This window comes from Olleya sp. KJ81-1 (assembly GCF_055808135.1).
In genome coordinates this window covers 2,909,387-2,923,239 of record NZ_CM147854.1, presented here as the reverse complement: position 1 = coordinate 2,923,239, position 13,853 = coordinate 2,909,387, and the positions used below count along the sequence as shown (strand labels likewise).

The window sequence follows — 13,853 nt, the reverse complement described above, 5'->3', positions numbered from 1 at the left end:
CAGCTGGTTTTAGTTGAATTATTAGACTAAAATAATGAGAATTCTTAATAAAATGTGTAAAAAAATAATATTCCTTTCAAAATTTAACACCCTAATTAGCAATTTTTCCATAAATTTATCGGATTAAACTAAAAAACCCTTTGATGAAAAAAATTACACTTTATCTTTTTTCTATACTATTCACTTTAAGCTTAACAGCTCAAGAGGAAAAGAGAAATAACGGTCAAAAAAACGTAACCCCTGAAAACGCTCGTAGTCTAGAGGACACGGGTTATGTAAAATGTTCAAGTACAGAATATGAAGCTTACTTAGCTCAACAATTTCCTGAAAGAGCTACAGATGGTCAATTTGAAGATTGGATGGCTACCAAAATTGAAGAAGCTAAACAACAACGCCTAGCAAATCCAGATAGCAGAAGTATGGTTGTTATTTCAATTCCTGTAGTAGTACACGTTGTTCACTCAGGACAAGCAATTGGTGTAGCACCAAATATTACTGACGCACAAGTAATTTCTCAAATTGATGCAATGAATGAAGATTTTAGAAAATTAACAGGTACACCTGGTGATGGAACTGGAGTTGATGTTGAGATAGAATTTTGTCTTGCTCAACAAGATGAAAATGGTAATCCAACTAATGGTATTAATCGTTTTGACTCTACTGCTTTAGGTACAACATGGTCTGGACCAGGAGGTAGTACAGATACAGTACTTAAACCTGCTACAATTTGGGATCCTACACAATACATGAACATGTGGTCTGTTCAATTTACTGATCAAACGCTTTTAGGTTATGCACAATTTCCTAATGCTTCAGGATTACAAGGTTTAAACGCAAATAATGGTGGTGCTAACTCGGATGGTGTTGTAGCTGCATATAGTACTTTTGGAGATATTGGTAGCAATGATGGTAGCTTTTTATTAAACGCACCTTATGATAGAGGTAGAACAATGACTCATGAAGTAGGTCACTACCTAGGTTTAAGACATATTTGGGGTGATGCTAACTGTGGAGATGATTTTTGTGCAGATACACCAACGCAACAAACATCTAGTGGTGGTAACTGTCCAGCAACAACAACTTGTGATGGTGTTGCTGATTTAACTACCAATTATATGGATTATTCAAACGATATCTGTATGAATAACTTTACTCAAAATCAAAAAGACAGAATGTTAATTGTAATGGCTAATTCGCCTCGTAGAATGGAATTAGCTAGCTCTAATGCATGTAACTCTTCAACAATTCCATTTATCAACACGTCTTCTGGAACACCTTCTCCTGGACAAATAGCTGAAGGTAGTGATTGTAATTTCCAAGATTATACAATTGATTTCACAATCTCTTTAGGTGGTACTGCTGCTTCAACTGTAACATTATCAAACAGTGGAACAGCTACAGAAAATGAAGATTTCATGTTAATGAATAACTCTGTTACATTTCCTGCTGGATCAACTACACCTAGTAATGCTGTCACTTTAAGAGTGTTTAATGATAGTTTTGTTGAAGCTGATGAAACTATAGAATTAACCTTAAATTTAACAACTACAGGTGATGCTACGGTATCAACAGTACCTTACAATGTTACCATATTAAATGATGACGCTGTAGTTTCAAACACTGCAAATGTTACATATTTTAGTGATGACTTTGAAGATGAAGATATTTCTGACTGGACAACTACAGATGCCGATGGTGATGGTAATTCATTTGGAGATCAATTTACAGTAGGCGTTGTTTTAAGTCCTAGTTTAATGTCACGTTCATGGATTCAAGTTCCATTAACTCCTGATAATTGGGCTGTAACTCCAGCAATAGATTTATCTGCTGCTTCTGGAACAGTTACAATGAGCTGGACTACTCAAGTGGCTGCAGCAAGTTGGGATGAAGAAAAATATAGCATCCATGTAGGTAACACAAACAATATTGCAACCTTAGTAAATTCTGCGACTTCAATGACAGAAATATTAGGTGATGCTGGAAATACAGGAGCAATTATATCTCATACGTTTGATATTTCGGCATTTGCTGGTCAATCAAATGTTTATATTGCTTTTAGACATTGGGATTGTACAGATCAAGACTTTTTAGCTATAGATAATGTTGCTGTAACATCAAACGTTAACACGTTAGTACAAACAGATGTTAACACTACAACACCTGACCAAATTAACTTAACTGCTGCTGGTCAAGCTTACTCGACAGATGTTTCAACTGGAAATATCATGTTAGATATTGATAACACAGGAGGATTTGCTCATGGTTGTACAACAGTAGCTGTATCTAGAGATGCAACAACTGCTGGAGCTGCAGCTGTATCTTACGCTGGAGCAACTGATGCTGCTGGTTTTGTAACTGCTAAAACTTTTGATATCACAACCACAAATGCTAGTTCTAGTGACGCATCTTCAATTAACTTCTACTTTACTGAAGCTGAAATAGCTGCTTGGGAAACTGCTACTGGAAATAACAGAAGTGCATTACAAGTTAAAAAAGAAGGTACTAACGAAGTTGTACCTGTTACAATTAGTGCGTTTGGTACTGACTTAATATTATCTGCATCATTTACTACAGGTATCGCAGATACTTATTACTTTGGATCACAATTAGCATTCTTATCGGTTAATAATTTTGAATTAGCTAGTACTTTATCTATATACCCTAACCCATCTGTTGGTGTATTAACTATAAAAGCAGCTAATAACAATGATTTACCAAATGCTTACAAAGTATACAACATGCTTGGTCAGTTAATCACTGAAAACAACATTAACAACGCTCAAGATCTTACTATAGACACTACTCCATTTAGTAATGGAATGTATTTTATTAAAATATCTAAAGCTGGAAATGCTGTAACATTCCCTTTTATCAAGAAATAAAAAGATAAATACAATAATCTTAAAAGCCAATTGGATTTAATCCAATTGGCTTTTTTACTTTTGTAGTATAATATTAGAAAGTTGAAAACAAATCAAACACAAAACACTGTATTAACTATTGGTACATTTGATGGCGTTCATATTGGACATCAAAAAATAATCAAACAGTTAGTTGAGGTTGCAAATAATAAAGGACTTCAACCTTCTTTATTAACATTTTTCCCGCATCCAAGGATGGTACTTCAAAAAGACGCTAACATTAAGCTAATTAATACAATAAGTGAAAAAGAGTTATTATTAAAACGTTTTGGAATTACCAATTTAGTTGTAAAAAAATTCACCAAAGACTTTTCTAGATTAACCGCTGAGTCATTTGTAGAGGACATTTTAGTCGATCAATTAAAAGCAAAACACGTCATTATAGGTTATGATCATCATTTTGGTCGTAACAGAAATGCTAACATCAATGACCTAAGACTATTTGGAGAGCAATTTAATTTTGATGTAGAAGAGATTTCTATGCAAGATATAGATGATGTTGCCATAAGTTCTACAAAAATTAGAGCTGCATTAAACGAAGGAGACATCAAAACAGCTAACACGTACTTAGGCTATAATTTTATGCTGACAGGAACAATTATTAAAGGCAAAGGCATTGGTAAAACAATAAGCTATCCTACTGCAAATCTTAAAATTGAAGAAACCTATAAACTTATTCCTAAACAAGGCGTTTACGTCGTTCAAGCCATAATAGATAATGTACTTGAATTTGGAATGATGAATATTGGCACAAATCCAACAGTAAGTGGTACTACCCAAAGTATCGAGATTCATTTTTTCAACTTAAATAAATCTTTATATAACAAAACCTTATCAATTGAGCTACTACATAGGCTAAGAGAAGAGCAAAAGTTTGAAAGCCTTGACTTACTAAAAAAACAATTAGAGATTGACAACCATAATGCATCAGAATTTTTAAAGACGTATGATAAATAAAATTCTATTTAAACATATTGACAATAGCGCCTTAATAGTTTTCAGAATTATTTTTGGTCTGTTGTGTTTTCTAGAATCCGTAGGAGCCATTTTTACAGGATGGATTAAAAATACGTTAATAGAACCAAAATTTACGTTCAACTTTATTGGTTTTGATTTTTTACAGCCACTACCTGGTAATTGGATGTATGTATATTACTTTATAATGGGCTGTTTTGGATTGCTAATAATGGTTGGTTACAAATACAGATTAAGCATGATTGCATTTACTGTTATGTGGACAACTACATATTTAATGCAAAAATCATCGTACAACAACCACTACTATCTATTATGCTTACTAAGCGGAATTATGGTGTTTTTACCTGCTAATAAATACGCATCAATTGACGCCAAACTCAATCCTGAAATAAAAAAAATAAGTATGCCTAGCTGGTGTAAGTGGATTTTTGTAGTGCAATTATTAATATTATATACCTACGCATCCATTGCCAAAATGTATCCTGATTGGTTAGACCTAAGCGTACCTAGACAGCTGTTAGAAAACAAAATTAACTATCCTATTATTGGGCAACTATTACAAAATCAATACTTACCTTTTTTTGTAGCTTATGGAGGTATTTTATATGATGGATTAATAATTCCTTTATTGCTTTTTAAACCAACCAGAAAACTAGCATTTTACAGCTCTATAATATTCCATTTATTTAATTCTATTGTATTTCAAGTTGGCATTTTCCCTTATTTAGCGTTGGCATTTAGCTTATTCTTTTTTGCTCCAGAATTAATTAAAAAAATATTTCTTAAAAACAAGCCCTTATACAAGGATAACCAAGTTATCATCCCTAATTACAAACCAATCTTAATAGGAGCTACAACCATATATTTTATAATTCAAATCATTCTACCTTTACGTCATCATTTTATAAACGATAATGTTTTATGGACAGAAGAAGGTCATAGATTATCTTGGCGAATGATGCTTAGATCAAAATCTGGATACGCAACCTATAAAGTAGTCGATAAAAACACCAATCAAGAAACCTTAATAAATCTAAACGATTATTTAACCAAAAAACAACAACGCTTGGTCACTACAAGACCTGACGTAATATGGCAATTTGCACAGCATTTAAAAAAGGACTACAAGTCAAAAGGTCAAGATATTGCTGTGTACGTAAGTGCAAAAGTAAGCGTTAATGGAAGACCTCATAAAACGCTAATTAATACTAAAACAGATTTAGCTAGTGTCAAGTGGCAACCCTTTAAGCACAGTGATTGGGTATTACCTTCGCAATTAGATAAATAATTTATTTTAAAGCAACCAAAATCTTACTACTTTTACAACATATAATTTGAAGTTACAAATTGTCACCTAGCACAACAATTATAGTGTGCCAAAGCATGAAGTAACACCCAAAACAAAACATATGTTACAAGTACCATTTATCAGAGAAAACAAAGATTTAGTTATCAATAGATTAGCAGTTAGAAACATAGATGCTTCTACATTGATTGAAGAGGTAATAAATTTAGATGAAGAGCGTCGTGCTTTACAAACTAAATTAGATGCAGTTTTAGCAGAATCCAATGCTATCTCTAAAGAAATTGGTATATTATATAAATCCGGTCAAGCCGAAAAAGCAAATGCTTTAAAAGCTAAAACAGCAGATTTTAAAGACGAATCTAAAGAGTTAAACGACAAGCTTACTACTACAGCCGAAGCTTTAAATCAACTATTATACAAAATTCCAAACATTCCACACGCTTCTGTACCAAAAGGTAATAGCGAAGAGGATAATGAAGAAGTATATGCCGAAGGTGAAATCCCTAAATTACATGATGGTGCTTTACCACATTGGGAACTAGCAAAAAAATATGACATCATAGATTTTGAATTAGGTACAAAAATAGCTGGAGCAGGTTTTCCAGTATACAAAGGTAAAGGCGCTAAGTTACAACGTGCATTAATTGCCTATTTTTTAGATAAAAATACAGCAGCTGGCTATGAGGAAGTACAAGTACCACATCTTGTAAACGAAGCTTCAGCTTTGGCAACAGGACAGTTACCAGATAAAGATGGACAAATGTATCATACTACCAATGTTAGCCCAAGTCTATACTTAATCCCTACAGGAGAAGTTCCTGCAACAAATATTTACAGAAACGATTTATTAGACGAAAAAGATTTACCAAAGTGCCTAACCACTTACACACCATGTTTTAGAGTTGAAGCAGGAAGTTATGGTGCACACGTGCGTGGATTAAACCGTTTACATCAATTTGATAAGGTTGAAATTTTACGTGTAGAGCATCCTGACAATTCTTACAAAGCATTAGACGGTATGGTTGACCACGTTAAAGCAATATTAAACGAACTTAATTTACCATTCAGAATCCTAAGATTATGTGGTGGTGACACAGGGTTTACTTCTGCATTAACTTATGACTTCGAAGTCTTTTCTACAGCACAAGACCGTTGGTTAGAAATATCAAGCGTTTCTAATTTTGAAACGTTTCAAGCCAACCGTTTAAAGCTTCGTTTTAAAAATAGTGAAGGTAAAAACGAATTAGCACATACCTTAAACGGAAGCTCTTTAGCACTACCTAGAGTTTTAGCAGGAATATTAGAAAATTACCAAACAGCAGACGGAATTAAGATTCCAGACGTATTAGTCCCTTATACAGGTTTTGAATATATTAATTAGTTTTGTAGGTTTTTTCTTATTTATAAAATTAATTTAATCGATTAAACGTTAAAAAACACGTTGTTTTGTCGTTTTTAATGCGTTTTGTTTTGTGGTTAACAAAAAATAAGTTTTCTTTGATACACCCAATACAACCTACTAATTATGAAAACCGTTGCAAGATTGCTGCTTTTCATGCTTCTTTTAGCTGTTATGGTGAAAGTTTTAAACAAAACTAACGACCAAAGCAACGACAAAGAGACAATAGCACTAGTAAAACAATAAAAAGTAAAATTACATAGATAAACCCCAATCAAGTAATTGAATCTTATATTGAATATATATATGATTAATAGCACATTTATTAGATTGGCTAAATGCCTGAACTTAGTTCGGGCATTTTTTTTGCACATTATTTACATTTACTAGCTTTCGTATTTTTATATTTACAACAATGATAATTAAACGTTACATTTTAATAATACTCTTGATATTTTCTGTGACATTAAATGCACAGGAGGACTTAGTAGCACGCGAATATTTTACAAATGGTGAGTTTGAAAAAGCCTTAACCAGCTATAAAAAATTATACAACAAAAACACAAATAACACCAACTACTTATTACAATTAGTAAAAATAGAGCAACAATTAGAACTATATAAAGATGCAGAAGCAAGACTACTAGAAGTACTTGACACCAATAAATATCCAGAATTATTAGTAGAACTAGGTTACAATTACAACCTACAAAATGACAGTATAAATGCTAATAAATATTATGATCAAGCAATTAAATCCTTAGACGAAAACACAAATAATGCCTATCGCGTTGGTAGGACTTTTGAAAATCTATCACTTTTAAACCAAGCCATAACTACATACAAAAAAGCTATGCAACTTAATCCTAGGTTAGAGTTTAATATGCAATTAGCACGTATTTATGGCGCACAAGGTGAAGTAGAAAAAATGTTTAAAAGCTATATAGATTTAGTAGAAACTAGCTACAGTTATTTAAACACCATTAAAAGAAGTATTAGCGAGTTTATTTCGGATGATGCCTCCAATCAAAATAATATATTTTTAAAAAAAATACTTTTAAAAAAATTCAACAATCACAAGATTTAATCTGGAATGAGATGCTTAGTTGGTTATTCATTCAGCAAAAAGATTACAATAAAGCTTTTGCTCAAGAAAAAGCAATTTACAAAAGACAAATGCAAAGCTTAGATCGTTTGGTAGAATTAGGTTTAATTGCAGAAAACCAAAAACAATACGACGATGCCATAGCTGTATTTAATTTTATAATTCAAAACACTCAGGACATTGACACCAAACTTGTTGGTAACTTAAAAGTGCTATTAATTAAAACTAAAATAGCCACTGCTAACGACTATCCCAACATTCAGAAAGACTATGAAAAGCTTTTTGAAACCTATGGTAAAACACCACAAACACTAAATTTACAAATTAACTACGCGCACTTTTTAGCTTTTAATTTTAATCAGCAAGATCAAGCCATTTCAATATTAAAAAACGCATTAAAATTTAAAATTTCAGAATATGATTTAGCTCCAGTTAAATTAGAATTAGGTGACATATTAATTTTACAAGAAAAATTTAACGAAGCCTTAATATACTACACCCAAATAGAACGCAACCTAAAAAACAGTACCATAGCACAGGAAGCAAGATTTAAAATTGCAAAAGCTAGTTATTATAAAGGCGATTTCAAATGGGCAGAATCACAGCTAAAAATATTAAAATCCTCGACCTCTCAATTAACCGCTAATGATGCATTAGATTTAAAATTACTAATTAGCGATAACAGAGCAGAAGACTCACTACAAATAGCTTTAACTAAATATGCTAAAGCAGATTTATTAGCGTTTCAAAATAAAAATGACCAAGCCATTAATATTCTAAATAGCGTTTTAACAGATCATAAAACAGAAGTTATTGTACCTCAAGCCTTACTAAAACAAGCAGCATTATTCGAAATTAAAAATGAATTTGAAAACGCAAAGTCAAATTACCAACGTATTATAACAGACTTTAAAGACAGTATTTTATTAGATAACGCACTATATAATTTGGCAGAACTATTAGTAAATCACTTAAATCAACCAGAAGAAGCTAAAAAATTATACGAACAATTATTGTTCAATCATTCGGATAGCATATACGCAGTCGATGCTCGTAAAAAATTTAGAGCGCTTCGTGGTGACAACTTAAACTAACATTATGGTAGTAGCAGAAACAGAACGACTTATAATTACTAAGTTTACATTGGATGATGCTCAATTTTTTATAGATTTAGTTAACACTCCAAAATTTAAATTATTTATTGGTGATCGTAAAGTAAACACTATTGACCAAGCCAAAGCACGCATTAAAAAGGGTCATTTAAATGACTACAAAAAACATGGTTATGGGTTTTACAAATTGCATTTAAAAGCAGAAAACAACAAACCAATTGGCACAAACGGTTTAACAAAACGAGCAAATTTAGAATTACCTGACATTGGCTTTGCAATGTTACCAGAATATGAAGGTAAAGGCTATGGGTTAGAATCGTCTTTAGCGATATTAAATTTAGCAAAAAACAGCTTTGACCTTAAAAAAATTGGAGCAATAACTAAAGATAATAACGTTGCATCCATTAAATTAATAGAAAAATTAGGTTTTAACTTCATAAAAATGGTAAAACCCTTTGAGGACGACTCAGAACTTATGTTATTTGCAAAAAACTTATAGACCATGTACATATATAACGTCACAGTAAATATAGATGATAGTGCTCACGACGAGTGGTTAATCTGGATAAAACAACACATACCAACTGTGTTAGCAACAGGTAAGTTTGAAAAAGCAACACTTACTAAGGTTTTAGTGGATGAAGAAATGGGTGGACAAACCTACTCCATTCAATATAAATCGTATTCCAGAGAAGCTTTGGATGCCTATTATAAAGAAGACGCTGACAACCTTAGAAATGAAGGTCTTAAAAAATTTGCAGACAAAATGTTAGCTTTTAGAACAGAGCTTCAAATTGTGGACGAGTATTCGGTATCGTTTAAATAATTCAGCTTAAGCTGAAAAACAACCTATTTTATGGCACATCAAAAACATAACAACCATCAAGTTAAAGCTAAAAAATTTCTTGGTCAACACTTTTTAGAAGATGAAGGTATTGCTAAAGACATTGCAGACGCATTAACTTTAAACGGTTACAAAAACGTCTTAGAGATTGGACCAGGAATGGGTGTTTTAACCAAATACTTACTACAAAAACCTATTACAACTTACGTTATAGAAATAGATACAGAAAGTGTAGAATACCTACAAAACAACTATCTAAACTTAGCGCCAAGAATCATTGAAAAAGATTTTTTAAAATACGACTTAAGCCAAACTTTTAAGGACCAACCTTTTGCAATAATTGGTAACTTCCCTTATAATATTTCAACTCAAATTGTATTTAAAACATTAGAGCTTCGTGATCAAATTCCAGAATTTTCTGGTATGTTTCAAAAAGAAGTAGCACAACGTATTTGCTCCAAAGAAGGTAGTAAAGTTTACGGTATATTATCTGTACTTACACAAGCGTTTTATGATGCCGAGTACTTATTTACAGTACCTCCAACCGTATTTAATCCACCACCAAGAGTAGATTCTGGAGTATTACGTTTAACACGTAAAGCAGATTATAGTTTACCGTGTGACGAAAAATTATTTTTCAGAGTAGTAAAACAAGCTTTTCAGCAACGACGCAAAACCATTCGTAACAGTTTAAAAACAATGGAATTGTCAGATAATTTAAAAGCAAACCCTATCTTTGACAAACGACCAGAGCAACTAAGCGTTGCGCAATTTTTAGAGTTAACTAGCCTAATCGAAAACGACAAATAATTATTTGGTGGAAGACAATCAAAACATACAATTTCAGCTTACAGACGCACTTATTGAGCAAGTAGAGTTACTTATCGAACAAAAAAACGATAAAGCACTTAAAACGCTTTTAGAGGAGTTTCACTATGCAGATATTGCCGAAATCTTAGATGAAGTAAATCTAGACGAGGCTATGTATGTTATCAAGCTTCTAGACTCTGAAACCACATCTGATGTCCTAATGGAATTAGATGAGGACAATCGTGAAAAGGTTTTAAAAAATCTGTCTGCTAAAGAAATTGCAGAAGAAATAGAAGAACTTGACACAGATGATGCTGCAGATATTATTGCAGAGCTTCCAGAAGAGCGTCAAGCAGAAGTAATATCTCAAATAGAAGACCAAGAGCACAAAGCCGAAATCCAAGAACTATTAGCATACGACGAGGATACAGCAGGTGGTTTAATGGCAAAAGAGCTTGTCAAGGTTTACGAAACTTGGACAGTAGCAGGCTGTCTGCGTCGTATTCGTGGTCAAGCACAACACGTCAGTCGCGTACATTCTATTTACGTTGTAGACAAACAAGAAAAACTGTTAGGTCGACTATCTTTAAAAGACCTATTAACAGCAAAAAGTGATCAAAAAATAGCAGAATTAGCCAACAGCAATGTGGACTATGTGTACGTAGAAGAAGACGTAGAGGAAGTCGCAAAAATCATGCAAAAGTATGACCTAGAAGCGATTCCTGTGGTTGATCAAAATAAAACACTATTAGGTCGTATTACTATTGATGATATCGTTGATGTTATTCGTGAAGAAGCAGACAAAGATTATCAAATGGCAGCAGGTATATCGCAAGATGTAGAAGCAGATGATAGCATCCTTAAATTAACCAAAGCACGATTACCATGGTTACTAATTGGTATGTTTGGTGGACTTGGTGCAGCCAGTATAATCGAAGGATTTAATGGCTCCATGGGTGAGTTTATAATCCTACTAAGTTTTGTGCCACTAATACAAGCAACAGCTGGTAATGTTGGAGTACAATCCTCTGCAATTGTAGTACAAGGATTAGCCAACAACAGTATAGATGGTAACATAATAAAACGACTGTTTAAAGAGTCTATCTTAGGATTAGTTAACGGTTTAGCGCTAGCATTGGTAGCCATAGCAGTTACGCATTTTGCATTTAAAACACCATATATAATATCAATAACTATAGCAATAGCATTAGTTGCAGTTATAATTATGGCAGCATTAATTGGGACCTTTATTCCAATATTTTTAGATAAAAGAGGCATTGATCCAGCAGTTGCAACAGGACCATTTATTACTACCAGTAATGATGTATTTGGTATATTACTATATTTTCTTATTGCAAAATCAATCTTAGGATTTTAAATAATTTGGGCGTTACCTAAAGGTCGTGTCATCCGTTATATCTTTTTTTTGCCATATATGGCAGCAAAAAAAAGGATGCCACTACTACCACTAACGCATAAAAACATTACTTTTATTAAAATTGTTTAACACAATAGACAGTCTCTAATAAATGAAAATATTACACCTAGACGCCAACCATCCATTGCTAATCAATCAGCTTAACGATATAGGCTTTACAAATCACGAAGATTATACCTCTTCCAAAATAGACATCCAACAAAAAATAAACCAATATGACGGTTTTATAATACGAAGCCGATTTAGTATTGACAAAACTTTTTAGACGCAGCAACCAACCTTAAATTTATAGGACGTGTTGGTGCAGGTCTAGAAAACATAGATTGTGACTACGCACAAAGTAAAGGCATCGCTTTAATTGCAGCTCCAGAAGGTAATCGTAATGCTGTAGGAGAACATAGTTTAGCCATGCTATTAAGTCTATTTAATAAACTTAATAAAGGTGATAAAGAAGTTAGACAAGGTCAATGGTTACGCGAAGATAATCGTGGATTAGAACTAGATGGTAAAACCGTTGGTTTAATAGGTTACGGTAATATGGGAAAAGCCTTTGCAAAAAAACTTCGTGGCTTTGACGTTAAGGTCTTATGTTATGACCTTAAACCAAATGTAGCAGACGCTAACGCTACACAAGTACCTTTATCTAAGTTACAAGACCAAGCAGACGTATTAAGTTTACATACTCCAGAAACACCATCTACCATTAATATGATTGATGCAAAATTTATAAACGGTTTTAAAAAACCATTTTGGTTAATAAATACAGCAAGAGGTAAAAGTGTAGTAACTTCAGATTTAGTTTCAGCATTAAAAACGGGAAAAATATTAGGTGCAGGTTTAGATGTTTTAGAATATGAAAAATCATCCTTCGAAAACCTTTTTACCGATAATAAAATGCCAGAAGCCTTCAAATATTTAATAAAAGCAGATAATGTTATTTTATCTCCACACGTAGCTGGATGGACCATAGAAAGTAAAGAAAAACTAGCACAAACAATAGTAGATAAAATTAAATCACAGTTTAGCTAATTCTCTAAAAATAAAATTAAACCTAATGACCTCAACCGCAAAAACACCAGAAGACTACATTAATCAACTACCAGAAGACAGAAAAGCACCTGTAACTAAACTGCATAATTTAATAACACAACACATGCCAAAAGGTTTAGAAGCAGGCATGGGTTATAGTATGTTGGCTTATTATGTACCAAAATCTATATATCCAGCTGGTTACCATTGCAAACCATTTCCGCCTTTACCTTTTATTAATGTAGCTTCTCAAAAAAACTTTATAGCAATATATCATTCAGGTTTATATGCAAAAAAGGAATTATATGATTGGTTTGTTGCAGAGTACCCAAAACACTGTAAATACAAATTAGACATGGGTAAAAGCTGTATCAGATTTAAAAAAATGGATGATATCCCTTACGATTTAATTGAGGAGTTATTAGGTAAAATGAGTGTTGAAGAATGGATAACAATTTATGAATCTGCATTAAAATTAAAAAAATGAAAAAACGCGTTACAGGAATAGGTGGTCTATTTTTTAAAACTAAAGACCCAAAAGCAACAAAGGATTGGTACCAAAAACATTTAGGATTTGATACGGATGATTATGGCTCAACCTTCTGGTGGAAAGACAAAGATGGTAATGACTGCTCGACACAATGGAGTCCTTTTAAAGAAGATAGCCAACATTTTGAGCCATCTAAAAAAGACTTTATGTTTAATTATCGTATAGAGAACTTAACAGAATTACTATCCGCTTTAAAAGAAGAAGGCGTAACTGTACTAGGTGAAATTGAAGAATACAGCTACGGAAAATTTGGTTGGATTTTAGATAATGATGGTAATAAAATTGAGCTTTGGGAACCTATTGATAAAATATTTTTAAAATAATCATAAATTATTGTAATATATTAGCTTTCAGAAAAATA

General features: G+C 32.6%; 12 protein-coding genes and 1 pseudogene. All 13 read left to right on the top strand.

Annotated features, from left to right (window positions below; genetic code table 11):
* Positions 1-143: 143 nt before the first annotated feature.
* The 13 genes and pseudogenes from AC0L3M_RS13700 to AC0L3M_RS13640 all read left to right on the top strand — a co-directional run bounded on the left by AC0L3M_RS13700 (position 144) and on the right by AC0L3M_RS13640 (position 13,815).
* A complete protein-coding gene (locus AC0L3M_RS13700; RefSeq protein WP_473431133.1) occupies positions 144-2,882 on the top strand; it encodes a M43 family zinc metalloprotease in 2,739 nt (912 codons plus the stop codon).
* An 81-nt stretch (positions 2,883-2,963) separates the two neighbouring features.
* A complete protein-coding gene (locus tag AC0L3M_RS13695; RefSeq protein WP_292943445.1) occupies positions 2,964-3,878 on the top strand; it encodes a bifunctional riboflavin kinase/FAD synthetase in 915 nt (304 codons plus the stop codon).
* Positions 3,868-5,187 carry an HTTM domain-containing protein gene (locus AC0L3M_RS13690; RefSeq protein ID WP_473431132.1) on the top strand — a complete coding sequence of 440 codons (1,320 nt, stop codon included), beginning with the start codon at positions 3,868-3,870 and terminating at the stop codon, positions 5,185-5,187. The genes AC0L3M_RS13695 and AC0L3M_RS13690 overlap by 11 nt, the downstream gene beginning before the upstream one ends.
* Before the next feature lie 121 nt (positions 5,188-5,308).
* Positions 5,309-6,586, top strand: a complete 1,278-nt coding sequence (serS, locus tag AC0L3M_RS13685) for a serine--tRNA ligase (RefSeq protein ID WP_473431131.1) — start codon at positions 5,309-5,311, stop codon at positions 6,584-6,586.
* A gap of 433 nt (positions 6,587-7,019) precedes the next feature.
* Positions 7,020-7,691 carry a tetratricopeptide repeat protein gene (locus tag AC0L3M_RS13680; protein WP_473431130.1) on the top strand — a complete coding sequence of 224 codons (672 nt, stop codon included), beginning with the start codon at positions 7,020-7,022 and terminating at the stop codon, positions 7,689-7,691.
* An 11-nt stretch (positions 7,692-7,702) separates the two neighbouring features.
* Positions 7,703-8,803, top strand: a complete 1,101-nt coding sequence (locus AC0L3M_RS13675; RefSeq protein ID WP_473431129.1) for a tetratricopeptide repeat protein — start codon at positions 7,703-7,705, stop codon at positions 8,801-8,803.
* Positions 8,804-8,807: 4 nt separating this feature from the next.
* Positions 8,808-9,320, top strand: coding sequence for a GNAT family N-acetyltransferase (locus AC0L3M_RS13670; RefSeq protein WP_473431128.1), 513 nt, complete (start codon positions 8,808-8,810; stop codon positions 9,318-9,320).
* A gap of 3 nt (positions 9,321-9,323) precedes the next feature.
* A complete protein-coding gene (locus AC0L3M_RS13665; protein WP_145005798.1) occupies positions 9,324-9,647 on the top strand; it encodes a DUF4286 family protein in 324 nt (107 codons plus the stop codon).
* A 30-nt stretch (positions 9,648-9,677) separates the two neighbouring features.
* Complete coding sequence (gene rsmA, locus AC0L3M_RS13660) at positions 9,678-10,475, top strand: 16S rRNA (adenine(1518)-N(6)/adenine(1519)-N(6))-dimethyltransferase RsmA (protein ID WP_028284171.1); 798 nt, start codon at positions 9,678-9,680, stop codon at positions 10,473-10,475.
* 4 nt (positions 10,476-10,479) lie between these two features.
* Positions 10,480-11,853: a magnesium transporter gene (gene mgtE, locus AC0L3M_RS13655; RefSeq protein WP_339808035.1), complete on the top strand. Its 1,374-nt coding sequence runs from the start codon at positions 10,480-10,482 to the stop codon at positions 11,851-11,853.
* Between the two features lie 151 nt (positions 11,854-12,004).
* Positions 12,005-12,942, top strand: a pseudogene (locus tag AC0L3M_RS13650) (2-hydroxyacid dehydrogenase).
* Between the two features lie 25 nt (positions 12,943-12,967).
* Positions 12,968-13,429 (top strand): DUF1801 domain-containing protein, encoded by a 462-nt coding sequence (locus tag AC0L3M_RS13645; RefSeq protein ID WP_473431127.1) that lies wholly within the window; start codon positions 12,968-12,970, stop codon positions 13,427-13,429.
* Positions 13,426-13,815: a VOC family protein gene (locus AC0L3M_RS13640; protein ID WP_473431126.1), complete on the top strand. Its 390-nt coding sequence runs from the start codon at positions 13,426-13,428 to the stop codon at positions 13,813-13,815. Before AC0L3M_RS13645 ends, AC0L3M_RS13640 begins: the two co-directional genes overlap by 4 nt.
* Positions 13,816-13,853 lie beyond the last annotated feature (38 nt).